The sequence below is a fragment of the Pseudonocardia terrae genome (genome assembly GCF_021343995.1).
Taxonomy (GTDB): domain Bacteria; phylum Actinomycetota; class Actinomycetes; order Mycobacteriales; family Pseudonocardiaceae; genus Pseudonocardia; species Pseudonocardia terrae.
The window spans coordinates 239,628-262,764 of the sequence record NZ_JAJTTE010000001.1; the positions used below are offsets into that span (position 1 = coordinate 239,628).

At 73.6% G+C, this 23,137-nt stretch carries 20 protein-coding genes; 11 read left to right on the forward strand and 9 right to left on the reverse strand.

Translation table 11 applies throughout. From position 1 onward, the window contains the following. The 3 genes from LWC33_RS01110 to LWC33_RS01120 all read right to left on the reverse strand — a co-directional run bounded on the left by LWC33_RS01110 (window position 1) and on the right by LWC33_RS01120 (window position 2,130). Complete coding sequence (locus LWC33_RS01110) at window positions 1-360, reverse strand: PDGLE domain-containing protein (protein ID WP_233302204.1); 360 nt, start codon at window positions 358-360, stop codon at window positions 1-3. Then, on the reverse strand, window positions 357-1,082 hold the full coding sequence (locus LWC33_RS01115) for an energy-coupling factor ABC transporter permease (RefSeq protein ID WP_233302205.1): 726 nt from the start codon (window positions 1,080-1,082) through the stop codon (window positions 357-359). Before LWC33_RS01115 ends, LWC33_RS01110 begins: the two co-directional genes overlap by 4 nt. Window positions 1,083-1,236: 154 nt before the next feature. Then, window positions 1,237-2,130: a glycosyltransferase family 2 protein gene (locus LWC33_RS01120; RefSeq protein WP_233302206.1), complete on the reverse strand. Its 894-nt coding sequence runs from the start codon at window positions 2,128-2,130 to the stop codon at window positions 1,237-1,239. 383 nt (window positions 2,131-2,513) lie between these two features. On the opposite strand from LWC33_RS01120, the gene LWC33_RS01125 reads away from it, so the two are divergent. The 7 genes from LWC33_RS01125 to LWC33_RS01155 all read left to right on the forward strand — a co-directional run bounded on the left by LWC33_RS01125 (window position 2,514) and on the right by LWC33_RS01155 (window position 10,924). Then, window positions 2,514-3,788, forward strand: a complete 1,275-nt coding sequence (locus tag LWC33_RS01125) for a glycosyltransferase family 2 protein (RefSeq protein ID WP_233302207.1) — start codon at window positions 2,514-2,516, stop codon at window positions 3,786-3,788. A 208-nt stretch (window positions 3,789-3,996) separates the two neighbouring features. After that, window positions 3,997-4,374: a hypothetical protein gene (locus LWC33_RS01130; protein WP_233302208.1), complete on the forward strand. Its 378-nt coding sequence runs from the start codon at window positions 3,997-3,999 to the stop codon at window positions 4,372-4,374. Then, a complete protein-coding gene (locus LWC33_RS01135) occupies window positions 4,371-6,452 on the forward strand; it encodes a hypothetical protein (protein WP_233302209.1) in 2,082 nt (693 codons plus the stop codon). Before LWC33_RS01130 ends, LWC33_RS01135 begins: the two co-directional genes overlap by 4 nt. Continuing rightward, the gene (locus LWC33_RS01140) at window positions 6,449-6,808 is read left to right on the forward strand and encodes a hypothetical protein (protein WP_233302210.1); all 360 of its coding nucleotides are present in this window, start codon (window positions 6,449-6,451) and stop codon (window positions 6,806-6,808) included. Before LWC33_RS01135 ends, LWC33_RS01140 begins: the two co-directional genes overlap by 4 nt. 129 nt (window positions 6,809-6,937) lie before the next feature. Then, complete coding sequence (locus LWC33_RS01145) at window positions 6,938-8,641, forward strand: choline dehydrogenase (protein ID WP_233302211.1); 1,704 nt, start codon at window positions 6,938-6,940, stop codon at window positions 8,639-8,641. Window positions 8,642-8,699: 58 nt separating this feature from the next. Next, window positions 8,700-9,950: a glycosyltransferase family 2 protein gene (locus LWC33_RS01150; RefSeq protein WP_233302212.1), complete on the forward strand. Its 1,251-nt coding sequence runs from the start codon at window positions 8,700-8,702 to the stop codon at window positions 9,948-9,950. A gap of 101 nt (window positions 9,951-10,051) precedes the next feature. Further along, the gene (locus tag LWC33_RS01155) at window positions 10,052-10,924 is read left to right on the forward strand and encodes a glycoside hydrolase family 16 protein (protein ID WP_233302213.1); all 873 of its coding nucleotides are present in this window, start codon (window positions 10,052-10,054) and stop codon (window positions 10,922-10,924) included. Window positions 10,925-10,996: 72 nt separating this feature from the next. Here the strand turns inward: LWC33_RS01155 and LWC33_RS01160 are convergent, their stop codons facing one another. Both LWC33_RS01160 and LWC33_RS01165 read right to left on the reverse strand, forming a co-directional pair. Continuing rightward, complete coding sequence (locus LWC33_RS01160; protein WP_233302214.1) at window positions 10,997-12,379, reverse strand: glycosyltransferase family 4 protein; 1,383 nt, start codon at window positions 12,377-12,379, stop codon at window positions 10,997-10,999. 37 nt (window positions 12,380-12,416) lie between these two features. Beyond that, the gene (locus LWC33_RS01165; protein ID WP_233302215.1) at window positions 12,417-14,150 is read right to left on the reverse strand and encodes a lipopolysaccharide biosynthesis protein; all 1,734 of its coding nucleotides are present in this window, start codon (window positions 14,148-14,150) and stop codon (window positions 12,417-12,419) included. A 307-nt stretch (window positions 14,151-14,457) separates the two neighbouring features. Between LWC33_RS01165 and LWC33_RS01170 the strand changes: the two genes are divergently transcribed. The 3 genes from LWC33_RS01170 (at window position 14,458) to LWC33_RS01180 (ending at window position 16,480) form a co-directional block, all read left to right on the forward strand. Continuing rightward, window positions 14,458-15,042: an acyltransferase gene (locus LWC33_RS01170; protein ID WP_233302216.1), complete on the forward strand. Its 585-nt coding sequence runs from the start codon at window positions 14,458-14,460 to the stop codon at window positions 15,040-15,042. Window positions 15,043-15,193: 151 nt separating this feature from the next. After that, the gene (locus LWC33_RS01175; protein ID WP_233302217.1) at window positions 15,194-15,622 is read left to right on the forward strand and encodes a hypothetical protein; all 429 of its coding nucleotides are present in this window, start codon (window positions 15,194-15,196) and stop codon (window positions 15,620-15,622) included. A 6-nt stretch (window positions 15,623-15,628) separates the two neighbouring features. Further along, complete coding sequence (locus tag LWC33_RS01180) at window positions 15,629-16,480, forward strand: polysaccharide deacetylase family protein (protein WP_233302218.1); 852 nt, start codon at window positions 15,629-15,631, stop codon at window positions 16,478-16,480. 152 nt (window positions 16,481-16,632) lie between these two features. Here LWC33_RS01180 and LWC33_RS01185 read toward each other — a convergent pair whose 3' ends face one another. From LWC33_RS01185 to LWC33_RS01200, 4 genes are read right to left on the reverse strand one after another with little or no spacing between them, the layout of a single operon-like run. Further along, window positions 16,633-17,757 (reverse strand): DegT/DnrJ/EryC1/StrS family aminotransferase, encoded by a 1,125-nt coding sequence (locus LWC33_RS01185; RefSeq protein ID WP_233302219.1) that lies wholly within the window; start codon window positions 17,755-17,757, stop codon window positions 16,633-16,635. A 7-nt stretch (window positions 17,758-17,764) separates the two neighbouring features. Continuing rightward, a complete protein-coding gene (locus LWC33_RS01190; RefSeq protein WP_233302220.1) occupies window positions 17,765-18,889 on the reverse strand; it encodes a DegT/DnrJ/EryC1/StrS family aminotransferase in 1,125 nt (374 codons plus the stop codon). An 8-nt stretch (window positions 18,890-18,897) separates the two neighbouring features. Beyond that, the gene (locus LWC33_RS01195; protein WP_233302221.1) at window positions 18,898-19,902 is read right to left on the reverse strand and encodes an NAD-dependent epimerase/dehydratase family protein; all 1,005 of its coding nucleotides are present in this window, start codon (window positions 19,900-19,902) and stop codon (window positions 18,898-18,900) included. Then, window positions 19,899-21,050 carry a Gfo/Idh/MocA family protein gene (locus LWC33_RS01200; RefSeq protein WP_233302222.1) on the reverse strand — a complete coding sequence of 384 codons (1,152 nt, stop codon included), beginning with the start codon at window positions 21,048-21,050 and terminating at the stop codon, window positions 19,899-19,901. The genes LWC33_RS01195 and LWC33_RS01200 overlap by 4 nt, the downstream gene beginning before the upstream one ends. Before the next feature lie 559 nt (window positions 21,051-21,609). Here LWC33_RS01200 and LWC33_RS01205 point away from each other — a divergent pair. Continuing rightward, window positions 21,610-23,037 (forward strand): lipopolysaccharide biosynthesis protein, encoded by a 1,428-nt coding sequence (locus LWC33_RS01205; protein WP_233302223.1) that lies wholly within the window; start codon window positions 21,610-21,612, stop codon window positions 23,035-23,037. Window positions 23,038-23,137: the final 100 nt, after the last annotated feature.

Here is a 23,137-nt window from a genome sequence, read left to right on the forward strand (position 1 = left end):
TCAGTCGTCCCCCCGCTCGGCCTGGCGCGCGGGGGAGCGCCGGCCCAGCACCCGGAACAGCGCGCCGGCCAGGGCGAGGGTCACCAGCACGCCGACGACGCCCGCGATCCCGACCGTGCCCTTGCCGCCGAGGACCGAGTAGTCGGCCAGCGGCGAGTGCGCGGCGGCGTGCTCGCCGGCGTTCTGTGCGATGCACGTGCCGTCGAGGTGCTCGCCGCCGCCGGTCTCGCTGACCTGGCAGCCGTGCCGCGCGACCGTGTCCAGCCCGTCCGGGCTGGAGCTGGCGAAGTAGGAGAGCCCGCCCGCGACGAGCAGGGCGACCACCAGGAACCCGAGGAGGAAGCCGCGCCGCCGGGTCACGCCGCACCGCCCGCCGTCGGCGTCGAGGGCGCGGATCTGCGGACCAGTGGCGTCGCCGTGCCCCGCAGCAGGTACACCAGGTCCGGACGCACGGCCACGACCGCGCCGACGGTCGCCGCGGTGATCACGCCCTCGCCGATGCCGATCAGGGCGTGCAGCCCCACCATCAACGCGAACACGGTCCCGAGGGAGGCGCCGCCGCTGCCGCCGACCGCGTACTCGAGGACGAAGCCCAGCGAGGCGACCACGGTGTTGACGAAGGCGGCGACGAACGCCGTGGCGACCAGCCCGCCGCGGCTGCGCCGGGCGACGCGGCGCAGCAGCAGGGCCACCCCGTACCCGGTGAACACGCCGATGATCGCCATGTTGGTGATGTTGGTCCCGAGCGCGGTGAGCCCGCCGTCGGCGAAGAGCAACGCCTGGACGAGCAGCACGATCGCGATGCACACCGTGCCCACCCACGGCCCGACCAGGATCGCCACGAGCGCGCCGCCGAGCAGGTGGCCGCTGGCGCCGGGCAGGATCGGAAAGTTGATCATCTGTACGGCGAACACGAACGCCGTGACCAGCCCGGCCATCGGTGCGGTGCGCTCGTCGAGGTCCGCGCGGGCCCGCACGAGGCAGAGCACGAGGACGACGAGGGCCACGGCCCCGAAGACGAGCGAGGTCGGGGCGTTCACCAAGCCGTCGCTCATGTGCATGGCGGTGACCATGGTGACCATGGAGGCCTCCCGGGTGCCGAGGGGTGCGCCGGGCAGGCGCAGCCCCCATCACAACGCGTCGGCGACGCAATCGCAAACGATGTGCGGGAGCGAGTCCCGTGCGACTGTCCGGTCGGAGGGGGCGATGCGCCCGAGGGAGGGGGCCGGACCGGCGTCAGGCTGCCGCGAGCTCCCGCCGGCGCTCCCGCTCCTCGCGCTTCTCCGAGCGCGTGGCGAGCATCGACAGCCCCGAGCGCCGCAGCGCGCCCACCGGGGCCAGCGCCGCGCCGACCAGCCGGTCGAGCGCCCGGACCTCGTACGCCGGGGAGTCGCCGAGTTCGGCGACGATCGCCGTGTGCTCCCCGCGCACCCGCTCGGCGTAGCCCGGCTGGCGCGGCGAGCCTGTGATCCGCACGGCGGCGAGCGGCTCGGGCCGGCCGAGGAAGTCGCCGTGGTGCAGCAGGCGCAGCCAGCAGTCGAGGTCGAGCAGCTCGTCCCGCCGGCCCCGCCAGCCGCCCGCGGCGGTGAAGCCCTCCCGCCGGAAGGTGACGTTGCACGCGTCGCCGATCAGGTTGCTGCGGCCGCGCACGATCTTGCGGGCCACCTCGTCGCCGCTGCGGGTGCCGATCAGCCCGTTCAGCCCGCGGCGGGGGACCAGCACGCGGCTCTTGTCGTCGACGACGTGCCGGCGGGCGGCGACGAGCGTCAGGCCGGGGTCGTCGAGCAGCGGCTGGGCCTGCAGCTCGAGGCAGCGGGGGTGGAGGATGTCGCCGTCCGTGATCGTCTTCACCAGCGGGGCCCGCCCGGCCGCGACGGCCCGGTTGCGGGCCTCGGCCCGGGGGATCCGTTCGCCCGTGCGCTCCACCCGGATCCGCGGGTCGGCGAAGGACCGCATGATCTCGTGGGTGGCGTCGGTGCTCGCGTTGTCGAGGAGCACGAGCTCGAAGTCGGGTTCCGTCTGCTCCAGGACCGAGCCGATGGTCTCGGCGAGATGGCGCTCGCCGTCCGTGACCGCGGCGACCACGGACACGGTGGCCTGGTAGACGCCCGGGAAGCCGGCCGCGGTCACCGGGCGCCCGGTCCGCGCTGCTCCGCCGCGTGCGGGGGGCGGTCCGTGCTGTCCATGGGGTGGGACTCTACCGAGCGGCGGCGGACGGCCCCGGTCGGCGGCGTGATCGAACGGTCCGTAAGGTTCGGGTCGTGGACCCGGAGCAGCCGAGCGCCCGCGAGGTGAGCGGAGCGCGGTCGTCGGCGGGGCGTCCGGGACCCGAACGGGGGGCGGCACGCGGACGGTGCACGCGGTCGGGGGAGCGCCCCGTCACGTAACGCACCGACGAGGCCGACAGATAAGCCGAGCGATGACGGAGTACCGGGTGAGATCTCGACCTGCAGGAGTCGGGCGCCGAGGCGTCAGCGCGACAGCACACGAGGTGCGACGAGGGGGAGACTGCGATGCAGCGCAGTGACCGGCGCAGCCAGCGCAGAGCCGATCCGACCGTGTCCGTGGTGGTGCCCACCCGGAACGAGGCCCGCAACCTGCAGGTGGTGCTGCCCGCGATCGCGGCGGTGCGCCCCGCGGTGCACGAGGTGATCGTCGTCGACGGCAACTCGGTCGACGGCACGGTGGAGACCGCGCGGCGGGTGCTGCCCTGGGTGCGGATCGTCGAGCAGACCCGCAAGGGCAAGGGCAACGCCATGGCGTGCGGGTTCGCCGCCGCCACCGGCGACATCATCGTGATGTTCGACGCCGACGGCTCGGCCGACCCGGCGGAGATCCCGGCGTTCGTGGCGGCGCTCAAGGCGGGTGCCGACTTCGCCAAGGGGAGCCGGTTCGCGCGCGGCGGCGGCAGCGACGACATCACGCTGCTGCGGAGGACCGGCAACGCCGGGCTCAACGGCGTGGCCAACGTGCTGTTCGGCACGCGCCACTCGGACCTCTGCTACGGCTACAACGCCTTCTGGGCCGACCTGTTGCCCCTGCTGGAGCTGCCGGCGGTGGACGCTCCCGCACCGGACGACGGGTCGATGCTCTGGGGGGACGGGTTCGAGATCGAGACCGTGCTCGCCTGCCGGGTCGCCGCGGCCGAGCTGCGGGTGACCGAGGTCCCCTCCTACGAGCGCGAGCGCCTCTTCGGCGACACCAACCTGCGGACCTTCGCCGACGGCACCCGGGTCCTGCGCACTTTGGCCGCCGAGCGGCGGCGCGCCCAGCAGCGGCGCGAGGAGCCACCGGCGGTGGCGGCTTCGGTCGCGGCGCGCAACGGCACGTCCCTCGACGGTGCCGCACCCAACGGGCACCCGGTGACCAACGGGCACGCCGGACCGAACGGGCACGCCGTCCACAACGGACACGCGGACGGCGCCCGCACCAACGGTGCGGCCCACACGAACGGCAGCCACGCCAACGGCACCCACGTGAACGGCGCCCACACGAACGGCAGCCACACGAACGGCACCCACGCCAACGGCACCGGGCACCTCAACGGCCGCACGCTCGGCAACGCCGACACGCTGCCGGTGCCTCCGACGACGGAGCAGACCGAGCCGATCGGCACGGTCGCGCCGCCGGCGCCGCCCGCGCCGCCCGCGGCGACCGCCCCGCCGCGCCCGTCGCCGCGCCCGGGCAACCGTCCGGCGGCCGGGACCGACCGTCCCGCGCCCCAGCGCGCCGCGGCGCAGCGCGAGGCGCTCGACGCCCGTTACGCCCTCGAGGAGGAGGCCTCCTGAGGGGTCGCCTCCTGCGGATCACCGGCGCCCGGCATACTCCTGACGGGCGCCGGGGTCCGTTCGGCGCCGGTCGGCGTGCGGCGGTCCCGCCGTTCCGTGCGGTGCCCGGTAGTGCGATCTCCAGCAGTGCGATGTCCAGCAGTGCGATGTCCAGCACGGGAACGACGTCGGCCACGGACGACGTCCGGCGAGGGAACGGAGTGACGCGGTGAGCATGCCCTCCGCGGCGGAGCTGACGCGCGCCCGCACCGCGCGCCGCGGCGTCGCGCTGATGCTCGTCGTCGCCGGGCTCGCCGCCTGTGTCCTGAGCCTGCTCGACGTCACCGGCGGCACCGCGGGCGACGTCCGCCTCTTCCTCACGATCGGCTTCCTGCTGCTGGGCCCCGGCTGGTCCGCGGCGGGCTTCCTGCGCCGCGCACCCGCGGCGCACGTCTGGCTGCTGACCCTGGGCGTCGGCGTGGCCACCACGCTGCTCGCTGCACAGATCATGGTCAGCACGGTCTGGTGGCACCCCGACCTCATGCTCTACATCGTCACCGCGATCAGCATCCCCTTCCTGCTCCGGCACGCGGTGGTCGCCCAGTGACCACACAGGACACGCGCCGCGACGGCCGCGCCCCGCGCGAGGGCGCCGGCCGCGCCGGGAACCCCGGCGGCAGCTCCGGCGGCACCGCCCCCGCCGCGCAGGAGACCGTCCGCAGCGACCCCGAGGCCACGCAGGTCCTCCGGCCCGTCGGCCCGGCGCTCGGGAACGGCACGGACGGCACCGACCCGCCCACCGCGGCGATCCCGGTCGTCCCGCCGGCCGCGCCGACGGACGCCGCACCGCCGTCGGGGCCGTCGTGGTATACGCAGAACCGGGTCGTGATCGACCGCTGGCTGTCGCCGGCGCTGGCCCTGCTGGCGCTGGCCATGCTGCCGCTGGCCGTGGTCACCACCGACCTGAAGGCGCTCGACGGCTGGGGCCTGGCCAAGGTGCTGGGCATCCCCGCCTGGCTGGCCCTGCTGTTCGCGATCGGCTCCTGCCTCTCCGAGCTCTACGCCCGGCGCCCGCGCATCCCGATGCTCGGCTCCGCGACCGGGGTGCTGATCCTCTGCTCGACGGGCCTGCCGTCGGTCGTCGAGCCGGCCGCGCGGTTCGGCACGGCTTGGACGATCACCGGCTTCGTCGACGCGGTGGCGGTCGCCAACGGCGTCCCGCCCCAGGGCCTCGACGCCCGGTTCTCCTGGCCCGCGTTCTTCGCCCAGTGGGCGTGGTTCCGCCAGGCCGGCGGCGCCGACCAGCTCGACGAGGTGCTGCGCTGGTTCCCGCCGGCCGTCGTCACGGTGTGGGCGATCGGCATCTACGCGCTGGCCCGCTCGATGCTGGGCGGCACCCGCGCGCCCTGGGCCGCGGCCTGGCTGTTCGTCGGCCTGAACTGGATCGAGCAGGACTACTTCTCGCCGCAGGCCACGGGCATCTGCCTGCTGCTCACGGTGCTGACCTTCGCCCTGGGCCCGCTGGCCACCCGCCGGACCGACCCGAGCGGGGTCCCGGGCTGGCCGGCCCCGCACCGCGGTGCGAAACGTCTGCCGCTGCTGCACCGCTGGCTCGTCTCCGGCATGACGCCGCCGAACCGGCCGACCCTGCCCCCGCGGCAGCTGCTGCTGGTCTACTTCTGCGCGGCGCTGTGCATCCTCGCGGTGATCCCGGCGCACCAGCTCACGCCGTTCGCGATCCTCGGCCAGCTGTTCCTGCTGGCCGTCGTGGGCCGCTACCGGGGCCGCGGCCTCGTGCTGGTCGGCGTGATCGGCGTCGTCCTGTTCATCCTGATCTCCGCCCGCTCCATCTGGATGAACCAGATCACGCTGTTCATCGGTACCGGCGACACCGGCGCCGCGCTGCAGGAGGGCGTGGCCGACCGACTCACCGGCGACCTCGGCCAGATCGTCGTCAAGTACGGGCGGGTGCTCGTCGCCGGGCTGTCGTACCTGCTGGGCGGCATCGGCGCGTGGGTCTACTGGCGGCGCCGCCGCGACCTCGTGCCGATCGGGCTCGCCGTGGTGCCGATGGCGTTCGCCGCGCAGGGCTACGGCAGCGAGGGCTTCCTGCGGATCGTGCTGTTCGGCCTGCCGATCCTCACCATCCTCGGCGCGGACTTCCTGCGGTGGACGGTCCGCAAGCGCGCGTGGATGCGGCCGGTGCTGGCCGTCGGCATGGTCGGACTGTTCGGCACGCTCGTGTTCCTGCGCGGCGGCAACGACTCCTACCAGGTCGTCTACCCCGAGGACGCCGCGATGTACCGGTCGGTCGTCGCGACGACCCCGCCCGGGCAGAACGTCATCCCGGTCTCCGACCCCGGGCCGTTCGCGATCGAGGGCCTGACGCTCTTCGGCCGCGGTGGCGGCGCGCCGGGCTGCGGCCGGATCGGCGTCTCGAACGACCCCATCGGCTGCACCGACAAGATCGCGCCCGACGTGATCGTGAACTTCGGGTCGATCGAGGCCCAGGGCGAGTTCCTCTACGGGAAGCCGCCGCACTGGTCGCTCGACTACGCGAACACGCTGGTCCAGCAGGGCAAGTACTACTTCTGGTACCAGAGCAAGGACGACCCGTACGACTACGTCCTGCGCAAGGTCGGGGCGCCGGTGCTCCCCGGCGGCACGGCGGGGAGGCCCGGATGACGATCGACCCGGCCTTCGACAAGTGGGTCTGGCTGTCCTTCCTGGCCCTGCTCGTCGTGCTCGGTGTCCGCGCCTGGGTGGTGGAGAGCAGCCGCGGGCGGCTCGAGCGCACGCCCACCCGCGTGCGGGCGCTCACGGCGGCCTCGGTGTGCGTCGTCGCCGTCGTCGTCGCCCTGCTGACCGTCCAGGGTGGACAGCAGGTCGTCCACTCCGTCCTGACCCGCACGGACCCGGTCACCGGGCTCCCGCTCGACAAGCCGCAGCAACCCGCTCCGGCCGCCGCGGACCCGAACGCCCCCCCGGCCCCCGACCAGAACGCGAACCCGAACGCGCCCGCGGCGGGCGCCGGGCCCTGACCCGGTCAAAGCCGCGGATTTCACCGCGATATCGTGACCGCCGCTGCGGGGCGGCGACCGGGACCGGTCCGGGTCGCCGCGACGCGCGGGGCAGGCACGCAGCGTTCCCATTGGAGGGCTCAACACCTCATGTCGGACAAGGTCTACGACTTCGTCGTGGTCGGCGGCGGGGCGGCCGGGTGCGTCCTGGCCAACCGGCTCAGTGCCGATCCCGCGCACCGGGTGCTCCTTCTCGAGGCCGGTAAATCGGACCCGTTCTGGGACGTGTTCACCCACATGCCGGCGGCGATGGGCCTCGCGATCGCGAGCAAGAGCCACAACTGGCACTTCGTCTCCGAGCCCGAGCCGTACATGCAGAACCGGCGCATGGACCTGCCGCGGGGCAAGCTGCTCGGCGGCTCCGGCTCGATCAACGCCATGACCTACGTCCGGGGCCACCCGGCGAACTTCGACCAGTGGGCGAAGGTCGTCGGGGACGAGGCCTGGGACTTCGCGCACGTGCTGCCCTACTTCAAGAAGATCGAGGACTCGCTGACCTTCGGGGGCAACGAGTACCGCGGCCGCGGCGGCCTGCAGACCGTCGAGCGGGCCCCGGCCGACCACCCGCTGTTCGCGCTGTTCTTCGAGGCCGCGCAGCAGGCCGGGTACAACCTCACCGCGGACCTGAACGGCGCGGTGCAGGAGGGCTTCGCGGCGTTCGACCGCAACATCCGGCGGGGCCGGCGCCAGTCGTCGTCGCAGGCCTACCTGCACCCGGTGATGGGGCGCCCGAACCTCGAGGTCCGCACCCGCGCGCTCGCCACCCAGGTCGTGTTCTCCGGGACGCGCGCGGTCGGGGTGACCTTCCGGTCGGCCGGCGGGCGCGAGGAGATCGTCCGGGCCAGGGAGGTCATCCTGTCCGGCGGTGCCTTCAACACCCCGCAGCTGCTGCAGCTGTCCGGGGTCGGCCGGGCCGAGGAGCTCGCCGCCGTCGGGGTCTCGCCGGTGCACGACCTGCACGGCGTCGGGCACAACCTCGAGGACCACCTGGCCGTCCAGGTCCAGCACCGGTGCACCCAGCCCATCTCGATGGTGCACATGAAGGACAAGAAGAACTGGCCGATCATGGGCCTGCAGTGGCTGGCCGGCCGCGGCCCGGCGGGCAGCAACCTCTTCGAGGCCGCGGGCTTCATCCGCAGCAACGAGGACATGGAGTTCCCGGACGTCATCGTCGGGTTCGCGCCCATGGCGATGGCCTTCGACGAGAAGCGGATCGTGGAGGGGCACGGCTACCAGGTGCACGTCGGCACCATGGCGGCGCGCTCCCGCGGCAGCGTCACGCTGCGCTCGGCGGACCCGACCGCGCACCCGAGGATCATCTTCAACTACCTGGACAACCAGCGGGACCGCGACGACTGGGTCAAGGCGATCCGGATCGCGCGCGACATCATGGCCCAGCCGGCCTTCTCGGGGGTCGACGGTGGCGAGGTCGTCCCCGGGCCGGAGTTCCAGACGGACGAGGAGATCATCGACTGGATCTCGCACACCGCGCAGACCGGGCTGCACCCCACCGGCAGTGCCCGCATGGGCAGCACGGCGGACGACGTCGTGGACCCGTCCACGCTGCGGGTGCACGGGGTCGAGGGGCTGCGGGTGGTCGACGCGTCGATCTTCCCGACCGTCACCAACACCCAGACCTACGCGCCGACCCTGATGGTGGCCGAAAAGGCGTCGGACATGATCCTCGGCAACACGCCGCTGGAGCCGGTGCGTCTCGCCCGCCCGCAGGTCGTCTCGCAGGCGCGGCCGGCCGCGGCCGCGGAGGACGTGGTGGCGCCGGCCGGCCAGGCCTGAGCGGGAGCCACCGGCCCGGTGCGCGCGGCGCACCGTCGACGAACGACGAAGGAGAAGCATGGAGCTGCCCGGGCGGGCGCCGGCCTGGGTCGGCCGGGTCGAGCGGCGGACCGAGGGTTCGGACGCACTGGACCTGTCGGTGGACCCCCGTTACCTGGCGGCCCGGCTGCTGGTCACGGCCGGCGGGGTGCCCGCCGGGCTGATCTCGGTCGGGCTGACCGGCGGCCGCGCGACGACGTCGACGGTCCGCGCCGCGATCGAGGCGCAGCTGGGCCCGGACACGGGCGAGGAGCAGGCGCTGCCGCCCTCGGCCGAGCCGCTCACCGTCGTGATCGCGACCCGCGGCCGGCCGGAGAGCCTGCGGACCAGCCTCGCCGCCGTCGTGGCGGGTGACCACCCGGCCGTCACCGTGGTCGTGGTGGACAACGACCCGGCGGACGAGAGCACCCGGCTGGTCGCCGAGGAGTTCGCCGACCGGGGCGTCGTCTACGTCCGGGAGCGGCGCCGGGGCCTGTCCGTCGGGCGCAACCGCGGGCTGCGCGAGGCGGTCACCCGGCTCGTCGCGTTCACCGACGACGACACCGAGGTCGACCGGCAGTGGGCGAGCCGCATCGCCGCGGTGTTCGCCGCCGAGCCGGAGCTGGCCTGCGTGAGCGGACCGGTCATCGGCGCACGGCTGGACACCGAGGAGCAGCTGGCCGCCGAGCGTGCCCTGGTCTGGAACCGGGGCTTCGAGGCGCGCCGCTACTCGCTGGCCGACCCGCCCGAGGACTCCGCGATCTTCCCCTTCTCGCCGGGCCTGTTCGGGATCGGCGCCAACTTCGCCGTCCGCGCCGACGTCGCGCGTGCCGTCGGCGGGTTCGACGAGGCGCTCGGCGCCGGCGCCCCGACCCGCGGCGGCGAGGACTGCGAGTTCATGGTCCGACTGGTCCTGGCGGGCCACCAGGTCGGCTACGACCCTGGCGCGTTCGTGTGGCACCACCACCGGGCGTCGCCGGAGGAGCTGCGCAGCCAGCTGCGGGGCTACTCGATGGGCCTGGGCGCGTTCCTGACCAAGATCGCCCTGGACCCGCGCGCCGGGGCCATGGCCGCCCGGCGCATCCCGGCCGCGGTCGCGCAGTTCCGGCAGATCGGAGCTCGGGAGTCCACCGCGGGCGAGGGCGTCGCGGCGGGCAGTCTGGGGGAGCGGCTGGCGTGGATCGTCGACGGCGGCTCGGCCTACGTCCGCGGCCGCCGGGCCACGCGGCGGGTCGGCGGCCGGGTGCCCCGGTTGTCCCCGCTGAACTCCCACGTCACGTCCGACCGGTGACGTCGTTGGACTCGGTGACGGGGCGTCGGCGGGGTGTCCTACGCTCGCACGCTGTCCATTGTGTCTGATCTGAAACGTCCGAACGTGACCGAGGAGCCCCAGTGTCCGAACCGTCCGGGTCCGGTGGTGGCGGTGCCCCCACCCGGGGGATCTCCCGTCGTACCGGCCTGATCATCGGCGGCGTCGTCGTCGTCGCCGTGATCGCGCTGATCGCCGTGCTCGTCGGCAGGCCGTCGTCGGACTCGGGGAACACCTCGGGGAGCGGCAGCGTCTCGGAGCCGCCCGGCCCGACCACGGGCACGAAGACCCCGAGCGCGGGCGCGGACACCAGCGCCGCCACCCTGCTCGGGTGGGGCGAGCCGTCCCGGGTCGACGAGTTCGACGGACCCCGGCCCGCGGGCTGGAGCATCTACAAGGGTGAGGGCCACGACGGCAACGGCCGCCGGACGTCGGACGCGATCCACGTCGACAACGGCATCCTCACCATCAAGGGCGACGCCCAGGGCAACACCGGCGGCCTCGCGCTCAGTCCGGGCCAGATGTACGGGCGCTGGGAGGGCCGCGTGAAGATGCCGGCCGCCGACCCGACCTACCACGCACTGCTGCTGCTCTGGCCGGACGAGGAGAACTGGCCGGAGGGCGGCGAGATCGACTTCCTCGAAGCGACCGACCCGGACCGTCAGGGTGTGAACTCGTTCCTGCACTACGGCCACGACAACAAGCAGATCCAGCACGACGTGGCCGTCGACGGCACCCAGTGGCACAACTGGGCGGTCGAGTGGACTCCGGACCACGTCATCGGCTACCTCGACGGCCGCGAGTGGTACCGCATCGACGACAAGGACGCGCTGCCGCCGGGCCCGATGCACCTGTGCATCCAGCTGGACTGGTTCCCGGAGGACGGCGACCCGAAGAACGTGCAGCCGTCCGAGATGCAGGTGGACTGGGTCAAGGAGTACAAGTACAACGGCTGAGCAACCCGTGACACGGACGGCCGGTGTCCCCGCGCGGGGACACCGGCCGGTGTCGTTCTCGGGCTCAGGCGTTCAGCCCCGCCGGACCGCCTGGAGCTTGAGTGTCTTCGCGTTGGCGATGTCGATGCTGCCGGTGTCGGTGTCGATGTCCGGGTCGAACCAGTCCGGTACGGGGGCGGCGATGCCCGGTGCGATCCGTTCCGAGCTGTTGAACGTATCCGGCTTGACCCGTCCCGCCGCCCGCGCCGCGAACCAGGCGCCGACCGAGGCGACGGTGCGTGCGACCTCGCTGCGGCTCGGGCGGACGTGCTCGGCGAGGGCCTTCTGGTACCACTCCATCTGCACCCGCAGGGCGTGCTCGAGGCTGTAGTGCCGGCGCACGAGCTCGAGGGCGAACGCCGCGTTCTCCTTGCGGCGCACCTGGTCGTCGAGGAGCGTGGTCAACTCGCGGACCAGCGCGTCCTCGCCCGTGCCGCCGGCGCCGATGCCGTAGAAGCCGCGCCAGCGGAACAGCCGGGCCGACTCGCGGTCGAGCATCTGGAAGTAGCCGCGCTCGCCCTGCACGATGCAGGGCTTGCCGAAGGCCATCGCCCGCAGGATCGACCCGCCCATGCCGAGCGCGATGTCCGCGGCGGCGTAGGCGGGCCGCGGGTCGACCCGCATCCCGGGCAGCAGCACGACCTCGCGCCCGGCGCGGGCGTTGGTCGCGTCGGCCAGGGCCCGCAGCTCGGGCATGGCCGGGCCGTCGCCCACCATCACCAGCCGGAGCCGGTGGTACGGCGCGATGCGGCCGGCGGCGCGGATCGCGGTCTCCAGGCCCTCCTGCTTGAGGGCCCGTGCGAACCGGCTGACCACGACGAGTGCGATCTCGTCCGGCGCGATCCCGAGCTCGGCGCGGAAGGCGTCGCCGCCGGGGTAGTCGGGGTACTGGCCGACCGTGTCCGTCGGGATCTCCAGGACGCCGATCGGGCCGCTGCGCTCGCGGGTCTCCATCGCGATCAGCGGCCCGCAGACCTGCAGCGGCACCGTGCCGGGCATGAAGTCCGGCACCGACATGCTGTTGATCGTCATGGTCATCGGCACGTCGTCGAGGCGGTGCGGGCCGAGGAAGGCGAGCAGCGCGGGCGTGAGCTCGTAGGCGTGGATCAGGTCCGGCTGCAGCCGCCGGGACAGGTCACGGATCCGCTTGTACGCGGCTCGCGCGGTGGGCGCGATGTTGTCCGGGACCAGCTCCTCGACCGCTTCGAACCGCACTCCGCGCCGGTGGATGACGTCCTCGAGGACGCCGGGCGGCCCGGCGACGACGACCTCGTGGCCCATGTCCCGCACGCCGGCGGCCAGGTCCACGGAGTTGCGCTGGCTGCCACCGATGTCCAGGTTGTGCAGGACGACGAGCAGGCGCAGCGGCCGGTCCGTGGGCCAGCGGCTCGGGTGCGGAGCGCTGTGCGCGTTCACTCCTCGGGTCTCCCTCGTGTGTGAAGAAGGCCGTCCCTCAGGACGGGCGCCGGCCTGCTCCCGTCGCCAGTCCGGCGACGGGGGTCGGCTCTGTCGGGGGGTCGGACCGGCCGGCGTCGGCGCCCGGCCCGGACGGCTCGGACGGCTCGGACGGTTCGGACTCCGGGTCGCTCTCCTCCTCGACGGCGTCGCGCCGCAGCGTCCGCATGAAGCGGACGAGCGGAACGGCGACGACGAGCGCCGTGACGGCCTGGGCGAGGAGGAACGCCAGGCCGGCGCCGCCGATGCCCATGCGATCCATGAGCACCACCGCGAGCCCGATGACCAGGGCCGCGGTGAACACCTCCAGCACCACGACGCGCCCCATCTGGTTGCGCAGCCGGGAGGTGTTGATGAAGTTCATGTTGATGATCGTGAACGGGATCGCGAGCACGGCGTAGCGCAGCACCCAGGTGCCCTGCTCGGAGTAGGTGTCGCCGAGCACCGAGAGCACCCAGGGGGCCAGGAAGAACAGCGACGGCACGCCGAGGCCGCCGATGAGGTAGCTCAGCCGGAAGGTGCGCTTCATCAGCGTCCACTGCTCCCGCCGGTCGTGGCTGGCCTCCACGACGTACGACGAGCTGATGTTCCAGATCAGCACGCTGAACGACTCGGCGATCAGCCACGGCAGCGCGTAGTAGGCGTTGGCCTCGGTGCCCAGCCGCGCCACCACGAGCAGCGGCAGCACGAGCGGGATGATCACCGTGACGGCGCCGGTCGCGTACTCGGCCAGGAAGATCGAGAGCAGCCCGCGCCGGTCCGGCATCGGCGGCGTGCCCTCGCCGGGCGGGGGCACCCGGGGGAGCAGGCGCAGGAAGAGGATCGGCGAGATCACCAGCTGCAGCGCGATGATCGGCAGCGCCCAGGCCACCAGGATGCCCTTCTCGAACGCGAGGTTCGCGAAGAGGATCAGCAGGCCCATCTTGCCCAGCGCGAACAGCAGCTGCTCGAGCGGGATCCAGGTGGAGCGGCGCAGCCCGGTGAGCACCCAGTCCTGCAGCGTCGACAGTGCGAGGAGGGCGACGAGCAGCGGGAACGCCGCGCGGTCCCAGAAGGTGGGGAACAGCTCGTCGTGCGGGAAGAAGACCAGGAAGCCCACGCCGAGCACGAGCGCGATGGTGATCGCGATCGCGTAGCCGCCCAGGACGAGCTTGCGCGCCTTCGTGCCGGCCGACGCCAGCACGCGGCCGAAGAGCAGCCCGACGTTCGATGCCGCGACCTGCGACAGCATCGTGGCGGTGGACAGGATCGCGGAGGACCGGCCGACCTCCGCGGCGGGCAGCCGGGCGGCGATCGCCCAGAAGCCGAGCCCCACGAGCGCGGTGATCCCGGTGGCGGCCATGAGCGCGAAGGCGTTGAGCTCCAGGCTGGGCAGCACGGACCGGCGCTTGCGCGGCGCCTCGGCACCCGGTTCGGCTTCCGGCGCCGCGTCGATGCCGGCCTCGGGAAGCTCTGCGGTGCCCGGGGACTCGGCGTCCCCGTAGGTGTCCCCGCCGGTGTCCCCGCCGCTATCCGTGGTGCGCAGGGGGGCGGTCCGGAGACCGACGGTCTCGAGCGCGGCGTTCTCCGCGGTGCCCGGCGCGGGGACCTGGACGGCGGCGAAGCGCTCGGTGGGGGGATCGGCGTACGGGTCCGCACCCGGGCCGGTGATCCGGTTGACCGCCGCGGCGGAACGGCCGGGGCCGCCCGCGATCCGCTCGTCGCCGCGCACCGGACCCCTGTCTCGCTCCACTACCGCAGTACCCCGTCAGACCTGTCCGTGCCGCGCGCACCCGCCGGGCCCTGATCGCCGCTCTTCGTCTCGGTCGCCCGAGCCTAATGGTCGACTCGCCGCTGCCGATCTCCGGGTGTAGCCTGCCCGATTCGCGCGCGGGGGTCCGGAGCGGACCCTCGGTCGTCCATCGGTCACCCGACGGAGCGTGTTACGCCCTCTCCCGGTGCGACGCCGCACACCCGGCGGGCACGGGATCGGGGGTGGGACCGTCGCACCCCGCGGCTATGGTCGGCGCCGCACACGACGGACGAGGGCGGGAGCGCGCATGACCGGCGCCACGACGAGCACGACCGGGGTGCGGGTGCACCCGCAGGGCCTCTGCGAGAGCACGGACGTCGGGGAGGGCACCCGGGTCTGGGCCTTCGCGCACGTCCTGCCGGGCGCCCGGGTCGGCCGGGACTGCAACATCTGCGACTGCGCCTTCGTCGAGGACGGGGCCGTGCTGGGCGACAACGTGACGGTCAAGAACGGCACCCTCGTCTTCTCCGGCGTGACCTGCGAGGACGACGTGTTCCTCGGCCCCAACGTGCTCTTCACCAACGACCTGCGGCCGCGCTCGGCGATCAAGCGCGGTCCCGAGGCGCTCCTGTCGACCGTGGTCCGCCGCGGCGCGACGCTCGGCGCCGGCGCGGTCGTGGTGTGCGGCACGGAGATCGGGGAGCACGCCTTCGCCGCGGCCGGCGCCGTCGTCACCCGCTCGGTCCCGGCCCACGCGTTCGTCGCGGGGAACCCGGCGCGGGTGAAGGGCTGGGTCTGCGTGTGCGGCGAGCGGCTCGGCGACGACCTGGTGTGTCCCGAGTGCGGGAGCGCGCACGAGCGGGCCGGGGAGGGCCTGCGCGTCCGGGCCTGACGGGCCCGTCGCTAGAGTCCCGCGGCGGGAGAGTCCACGGGGTCCCCGCCGGCGACCGGCCGGCCCGCCCCGCCACGGGACGCCGCCGCCTCCGCTCCCCGCGCGAGCCGGCGCCCCGTGCCGACCACACCGGACCAAGGAGCAGACCGAGATGGCCCGTGCCGCCCAGACCACCGCCTCCACCGCCGCGAGCACCGCGCTGCGCGCCCTGCGCGACGTCGGCGCGGCCGCCTGGTTCGGTGGCTCGCTGATGGGGGCCTCGGGCCTCAACGCCGCGGCCGACGCCGCAGGCGGCCCGCAGGACCGCGAGCGCGTCGTCGCCGCCGGCTGGGCCCGCTGGACCCCGATCTTCCGCGCCGCCGCGGCCGCGCACCTGCTGGGCAGCGTCGGGCTGCTGGCGCAGCGCCGCAGCAAGGCCGACCTCGTCGGCCTGGGCCTGACCACCGCCGCCGTGGGCGCGGTCGCGGGTTCGGCCGTCATGGGGAGCAAGGAGGTCCCCGAGACGACCATCCACGCCGTCGAGTGGACCGTTCCGGCGCTGCTCGCCGGGGTGATCCTCAGCGGCGTCCGGAAGGGCTGACCGGTCGTGTCGTCTGCCGTCTCCTCGCTGCGCAGCACGCTCGGCGAGCTCCCCGCGGCCCAGGCCGCCTACCGGTGCGCCGTCGCCGGCCGGATGCGCGCGGAGCGGTGGGGCCTGGCGCTCGACGAGGCGCTGCGGACCCGCACCGGCCTGACCCGCCCGCGCGGCGCCGCGCTCGGCCGGATCCTCGCCTACCACTCGATCGGCACGGACGAGTGGGGCGTCAACGACGTGCGTCCGGCGGACTTCGAGCGACACCTGCAGGTCGCCGTCGACGACGGGTGGAGCTTCGCCACCCCGGCCGAGGTGCTCGCGGCCCCGGAGCGCAAGCAGCTCGCGATCACCTTCGACGACGGCGCCACCAGCGTGCTCGACAACGCCGTGCCGGTGCTGCGCCACCACGGGGTCCCGTCGACCATGTTCGCGGTCAGCGGATGGGCCGACGGCGGGCACGACGCGGGCTTCGCGCACGTGCTGGACTGGGCCGGCCTGGCCCGGCTCGAGGCGGCCGGTGTCACGCTGGCCAGCCACTCGGCGTCGCACCCCGACTTCGGCCGGCTCGATGCCGCCGCCGCGGAGCGCGAGCTCGTGGAGTCGCGCACCCGTCTGGAGCGGATGCTCGGCCACCAGGTCGACGAGTTCGCCATCCCCTTCGGCCAGTCGGCGAACTGGACCCCGGAGGCGGGCGCGATCGCGAGCCGCGTCTACCGGACGGTGTACGCGCAGGCCGTCGACACCCGCCCGGCGGGCACGATCCCGCGCACCTTCATCACCCAGATCGACCGCCCGCTGATCTTCCGCGCCGCCCTGAACGGCGCGTTCGACAACTGGGAGGAATGGTTCCTCGGCCCGCGCTGAGCGGAGCTCGCGGAGCGAACATCGGCGCTGAGCGGAGCTCGCGGAGCGAACATCGACCGACCCTGAGGATCCTTCCGGAACCACGAACGGCGCCCTCGCTCACCTCACGGGAGCGGGGGCACCGTTCGTGTATCGGGTCTTCGGGTGTCGGGTCAGATTGCGACGCGGAGGGTGTCCACGACCCGCTGTTGCTGCTCCTCGGTGATCTGCGGGTAGAGCGGCAGCGAGAGGATCCGGTCCGCCATCGCCTCGGCCACCGGGAAGTCACCGGTCTTGCCGAGGTGCCCGAAGGCGCCCGTGAGGTGCACCGGGGTGGGGTAGTGGATGCCCGCGCCGACCCCGTTCGCGTTGAGGTGCGCCAGGACCTCGTCGCGCCGGTCGACCTCGATCACGTAGAGGTGCCAGACGGGCTCGTTGCCCGGTGTGACCGTGGGCGTGGTGACGCCCGGGAGGTCGGCCAGCAGGGCGTCGTAGCGCGCCGCGGCGGCCCGCCGAGCGGCGTTCCACGCGTCGAGCCGGGTGAGCTTCGCCGAGAGCACGACGGCCTGCAGCGCGTCGAGCCGGCTGTTCACGCCCGCGACGGTGTGCTCGTACTTGCGCGGCGAGCCGTGCGCGCCGAGCAGCCGGACCCGGTCGGCCAGCTCGGCCGAGCCGGTGAGCACCGCGCCCGCGTCGCCGTAGGCGCCGAGGTTCTTGCCCGGGTAGAAGCTGGTGCCGGCGATGTCGCCGATCGCGCCGGCGTGCAGCCCGTCCCGCCGCGCGCCCTGGGACTGCGCCGCGTCCTCGCAGATCGCGACGTGGTCGGGGAGCCCCGCCTTCAGCCGCGCGACGTCGGCGACCTGGCCGTAGAGGTGGACCGGCAGCACGACCCGGGTCCGGTCGGTGACCGCGGCGAGGGCGGCGTCGACGTCGATCAGGGCGGTGCCGGGCTCGCAGTCGACGAGCACGACCTCGGCCCCGGCGCGCGCGACGGCCTCGGCGGTGGCGATGAACGTGTTCGCCGGGACGATGCACTCGTCGCCCGGGCCGACACCGAGCGCGCGCAGGGCGAGCTCGAGCGCGTCCGTGCCGTTGGCGACGCCGACGACGTGCTCCACGCCGGAGTACGCGGCGTAGGCGGCCTCGAAGTCGGCGACGGCCGGCCCGCCGACGAAGGCGGTGCGGGCGAGGACCTTCTCCCAGCCCTCGGCGACCTCGGCGGCGACCTCCGCGTGCTGGGCGGCCAGGTCGACCAGGGGGACCGGGGCGTGCTGGACCGGGGTGGTGGGGGCGGCCATGCGGCTCCTAGTGGCTCGGGGAGCTGGTGGTGAGGCCGAGGGCACCGGCCAGCGCGTCGACGACCGCGCGCTGCTCGGGCTCCCCGATCTCGTGGTGCACCGGCAGGATCACGGTCCGGCGCGTGAGGTGTTCGGTGACGGGCAGCGGCCCGTGCGGGTGCCCGGCGTACGCGGGCTCCAGGTGCGCGGCCATGATCCCGCGGCGGGCGGAGATCCCGGCCTCGGCGAGCGCGCCGAGGACGGCGACCTGGTCGGCCCCCTCCGGCAGCTCGATCCAGAACGACTGGTAGTTGGCGGTTCCGTGCGCCGGGTCGCCGACTGCGCGCACGCCCAGCGGGGCGAGCAGCTCGCGGTAGCGCTCGGCGATGGCCCGGCGCTGCGCGACGATCCCGGGCAGCCGGCCCAGCTGGACCAGGCCCATCGCGGCCTGCATGTCCGTCATCCGGTAGTTGAAGGCCGTCTCGTCGTAGCCCTCGAGCACGACCTTCGTACCGGCGGCGTGCCGGTCGGCGGCGGAGACGGTCATCCCGTGCTCGCGCAGCCGGCGGAGCCGGGCGGCCCACTCGGCGTCGTCGGTGGTGACCATGCCGCCCTCACCGGTGGTGAGGAGCTTGCGTGGGTGGAAGGACCACGCCGCGAGCAGCGCGCCGGTCCCCACCGGGTTCCCGTGCAGGGTCGCCCCGGCCGCACACGCGGCGTCCTCGACCACCGGCACGTCGCCGCACACGGCCTTGATCGCCGGGATGTCGGCGGGCTGCCCGCCCTGGTGGACCGCGAGCACGGCCTTCGTCCGCGGGGTGAGCACCGCGGCGACGGTCTCGGGGGAGACGTTGCCGGTCGCCGGCTCGACGTCGGCGAACACCGGGGTGGCGCCGCAGTAGCGGATCGCGTTGGCGGTGGCGATGAAGGAGAACGACGGGCACACGACCTCGTCGCCCGGGCCGACGCCCAGGACGTGGAGCGACAGGTGCAGCGCGGTGGTGCAGTTCGAGGTCGCGACCGCGTGCGCGGCGCCGACGTGGGCGGCGAACGCCTTCTCGAACTCGGCGACCCGCGGGCCCTGCGCCACCCAGCCGGACCGCACGGCGGCCGCGACGGCCTCCGCCTCCTCCTCGCCGAGGAGGGGCTTCATCACGGGGATCATGCGCCGACCTGCGTGTCGGTCTCCTCGCTCCACCACTGCACGAGCCCGCGCAGCCCCTCGTCCATGCCGAGGGTCGGCTTCCAACCGAGGTCGCGGGCGGCGGCGGAGATGTCGGCGAGGCGGCGGGTGACGCCGTTGACCTGTCGGGCCGGCCCGAACTCCGGGGTGAGGTCGGAGTCCATGGCCTTGAGCAGCGCCTCGGCCAGCTCCGCCAGGCTGATCTCCTGCGCGGTCGCGATGTTGTAGACCGCGTCGGTGACCGGCGCCTGCGCGGCGAGCACGTTGGCCCGGGCGATGTCGTGGACGTGCACGAAGTCCATGGTCTGCCTGCCGTCGCCGAAGATCAGCGGACGGTCGCCGCGCGCGATGCGCTCCATCCAGCGGATGAGCACCTCGGTGTAGACGCCGTAGGCGTCCATCCGGGGGCCGTAGACGTTGAAGTAGCGCAGCGCGACGTAGTCCAGGCCGTTCATGGCGTGGAAGCTGCGCAGCATGCCCTCGTTGAACGCCTTGGCGGCGCCGTAGAAGGTGTCGTTGTTGTACGGGTGGTGGCGCTCGGTGGTGGGGAACTCCTCGGCCAGCCCGTAGACCGACGCCGACGAGCTCGCCACGACTTTCTTCACACCGTGTTCGACCGCGGCCTCGATGATGGTGAACGTGCCGTCGACCAGGCTCTCCAGCGCGGTCCGCGGCTGCTCGGCGCACTGCGTGATCCGCAGCGCGGCGAGGTGGAACACCAGGTCCTTGCCGGCGGTCAGCTCGCCGACCAGCCCACGGTCGTTGATGTCGCCCTCGACGAGGGTCAACCGGTCGCCCGCGACCTCCTGCGCCGCGGCGATGTTCTCCCGCCGCCCGCGCACGAGGTTGTCCAGCACGACGACCTCGGCCGCACCGGCCTCGACGAGCTGGTCGACGAGGGTCGAGCCGATGGTGCCGGCACCGCCGGTGACCAGGATCCGCTGGCCCTCGACCGGCTGTGCCGCCTTCTCGCTGCTGGTCACACCGTCACCTCTCCGCGGCCGCGCTGGGCCATCGTGGTCGGAACGTCCTCGATCACCCCGGCGGTGGTGCGCGGGGTCTCCTGGATCGCGCGGATCGGCACGGACTGGCCGTCCTTCGCGAGGCTCTCGGAGGCGGCCTCGAGGATCGCGAGCACCCGCAGGCCCGCGAAGCCGTCCGTGAGCGGGCGCCGGTTCTCGGCGATGGCCGCCGCGAACTCGACCATGACCGACCGCAGGGCCTCCAGGTTGGCCAGGGCCGGGGCGACGGTGTCGCCGGTGCGGTACGAGACGAGCCTGCGGCCGCGGACGTCGGCGTCGTCCAGCTCGGACTGGATCCGGTCGACGCCGCGGTCGTGCTCGGAGACCCGCTGGGTGGGGTTCAGGTCGTCCCAGACCACGGTCCGGTTCGACCCGCCCACCACGAAGGTGCGGATCTTGGTGGGGGAGAGCCAGTTGACGTGCACGTGGGCGAGCGCGCCGTTGGACAGGCGCAGCGTCAGGTGCGCCACGCAGGCGTGCCCCGCCCCCACCGGGTCGGAGCCGTGCGCGGCCACCGAGACCGGGAACACGTCGTCGGGCAGGATCGCGTCGAAGATGGACAGATCGTGCGGGGCGAGGTCCCACAGGACGTCCACGTCCGGCTGCACGATGCCCAGGTTGATCCGCACCGAGTCGATGTACTGCAGGTCGCCGAGGCGGCCGCTGCGCACGACCTCGCGGATGTGCCGGACCTCGGAGGTGTAGCAGAAGGTGTGGTCGACCATGAGGACCCGGCTGAGCCGCTCCGCGGCCTCGACCAGCTGCCGGCCCTCCTCGTAGGACGGTGCCAGCGGCTTCTCGATCAGCACGTGCTTGCCGGCCTCGAGGGCGCGCATCGCCACGTCGAAGTGGGTGGCGGCCGGGGTCGCGATCGCGACGGCGGACACCGCGGGATCGGCCAGCACCTCGTCGAGCGAGGTGGAGATCCGCACGGTCGAGTAGTTGCCCAGGACCTGCCGGGCACGGTCGGCGTTGAGGTCACAGAGGTACTCGAGGTGCAGGCCCGGGGTCTGCTGTGCGTTGCGGACGAGGTTGGGACCCCAGTACCCGCCGCCGACGACGGCTATCCCGATCGGACCGTTCTGCTCCACTGTGTACCCGTCCCCCATTCCGTCCGGTCCCCCCTCGGCTGCGGTGGTGATCTCGGCTCCGGACCCTACAAGGACCCCATCGGGTGATCCCCAGCGCGTCGGGCGCCGCCCGGAACGCCCCGCGAGGTACGCGTGCGGGCGAGCAGGCCCGTGACGTCCCGTTCGTCCGGGCGACGCGCCCGGACACGCTCGGCCGCACGGGGGACACCGGCGGGCCGGAGGTACGATCGGCGCCCATGTTGACGGCCAGGCTTCCCCACCTGCCCCCCGTGGTCGGAGCTGTCCCGTCGTCCGCTCCCGTCCCTGCCGAGGCGCAGTGACACGACCGGACTCCGAGGCCAGCACCCCCGTCTCCGCGCACCGGCGCGAGGAGCCCGATCCGCCCGCGGGCGGCACCCGACCCCCGGTCCCCGACCCCGATCGGCGACCGGCACCCCTCTTCGACGACGTCATTCCCGGTCCGGCCGGCGGCCGGCGGAACCCCTCGGGCGGCACGGCGGCGGGCCGCCCCGGGGATTCCGCGGCGGGCCGCCCCGGGGATTCCGCGGCGGGCCGCACTTCGGTCGACGGCGAACCGGTGGGCTGGTTCGACAGCCCGCCCCGGCCCCACGACCTCCCGACCGTCGAGCTCGCGCCCGGCCAACCGGCGGTGCGGAGCGACGCGGCCGACGGCGACGGCCCCGAGCCCCCGGCCGAGTCCGGCAGGGATCTCGGGTCGTCGTCCGGCGGCTCGGGCAAGCGGGCGCTCTCCGACGGCCTGTCCCTCTCGATCAGCGGCGCCGTCGGGTCGCTGGCCGGCTTCGTCAGCTGGCTGATCGCGGCGCGGATCATGCCGCAGGAGGCGGTCGGCTACGCCTCGGCGTTCGTGTCGGCCTTCCTGCTGGTCGCCGGCGTGGCGCAGCTGAACCTCGACTCCGCGATGATGCTGTGGATGCCCAGGTCGGGCCGCAAGGCGTCGACTCTCTTCTGGCGCAGCCACCTCGTGATCATCCCGTCGTGCGCGCTGGTCGGGCTGGTCTACGTGCTCCTCGAACCGCTGATGGCGTCGACGGGCGCCGGCGAGGTGCTTCCGCTCTGGGCCGGCGGACTGCTGTTCCTGGTCGCCGGCATCGGCTGGGGACTGTGGGGCGTGCACGACTTCAGCCTCATCGCGGTCGGCAAGACCTGGTGGGCGTCGTGGCGCAACATCGCCTTCGCGGTCGCCCGGATCGGCATGCTGGTCGCGCTGGGCGCGAGCCTCGGCCCGTTCGGCGTCGTGCTGTCCTGGGTGGTGCCGATCGCGCTGTGGACGCTCGGCAGCGCGGTGATCGGCGGCATCTACACGCGGAAGTTCGCGCAGCTCTCGGACCGCGAGTGGCTGCCGACGCGCCGTGAGGCCGTGTCCTTCCTCGGCCCCACGACCTTGGCCCACTGGGGCACGGTGCTGCTGTTCAACCAGGTCACGGTGATCGTGACCCAGCGCTTCGGCGCGACGACCGGTGCGGCGTTCTTCATCGCCTGGCAGGCGGTCATGGTGATCGACATCGCCGCGCAGCGGTTCATGCAGTCGCTGTCGGCGCAGCTGGCCAGGGACCCGGAGAACGCGGCGGCGCACATCCGGGCCTCGCGGAAGCGGCTGTACCTGATCTTCCTGCCGATGATCGTGGTCGGCGTCCTGCTGGCCCGCTGGGGCCTGGAGTTCTTCGGCCCGGGCTACGCCTCGGCCGACGACGTGCTCCGCGTGCTGCTGCTCGGCATGATCGCCCGGCTGGTGATCTCGCACGAGCTCGGTGTGCGGCAGGCGCGGCACGACGGCGTCGGTTTCGCCCGGCTCCAGCTGATCAGCACCGCGTTCGTGATCGTCGTGGTGCTGTTCATCCCGATCGGCCCGGCCGACGCCTCGGGCGCGCACCCCGTGGAGCACCTGATGCCGGTGGCCGCGGGCTACGCGATCTCGCAGCTGGTCTGCGCGGTCGCGCTGGTCGTGTGGCCTCGCCTGCGCCGCAGGACCCCGACGAGCACCTGATGCATTATGGAACCATAACGCTCTCATTCGGGCGAAAGACGAGCGTTATGGTTTCATAACGCCCGAATCCGCGGGGAGAACGAGCGTTATGGTTCCATGG

Bases quoted from the DNA above. Each gene is read 5' to 3' on its own strand.
- LWC33_RS01190 (WP_233302220.1), bottom strand. From the start codon at position 18,889: ATGAAGCCCCTCCTCGGCGAGGAGGAGGCGGAGGCCGTCGCGGCCGCC.
- LWC33_RS01125 (WP_233302207.1), top strand. From the start codon at position 2,514: ATGCAGCGCAGTGACCGGCGCAGCCAGCGCAGAGCCGATCCGACCGTG.
- LWC33_RS01170 (WP_233302216.1), top strand. From the start codon at position 14,458: ATGACCGGCGCCACGACGAGCACGACCGGGGTGCGGGTGCACCCGCAG.
- LWC33_RS01200 (WP_233302222.1), bottom strand. From the start codon at position 21,050: ATGGGGGACGGGTACACAGTGGAGCAGAACGGTCCGATCGGGATAGCC.
- LWC33_RS01145 (WP_233302211.1), top strand. From the start codon at position 6,938: ATGTCGGACAAGGTCTACGACTTCGTCGTGGTCGGCGGCGGGGCGGCC.
- LWC33_RS01175 (WP_233302217.1), top strand. From the start codon at position 15,194: ATGGCCCGTGCCGCCCAGACCACCGCCTCCACCGCCGCGAGCACCGCG.
- LWC33_RS01115 (WP_233302205.1), bottom strand. From the start codon at position 1,082: ATGGTCACCATGGTCACCGCCATGCACATGAGCGACGGCTTGGTGAAC.
- LWC33_RS01185 (WP_233302219.1), bottom strand. From the start codon at position 17,757: ATGGCCGCCCCCACCACCCCGGTCCAGCACGCCCCGGTCCCCCTGGTC.
- LWC33_RS01150 (WP_233302212.1), top strand. From the start codon at position 8,700: ATGGAGCTGCCCGGGCGGGCGCCGGCCTGGGTCGGCCGGGTCGAGCGG.
- LWC33_RS01140 (WP_233302210.1), top strand. From the start codon at position 6,449: ATGACGATCGACCCGGCCTTCGACAAGTGGGTCTGGCTGTCCTTCCTG.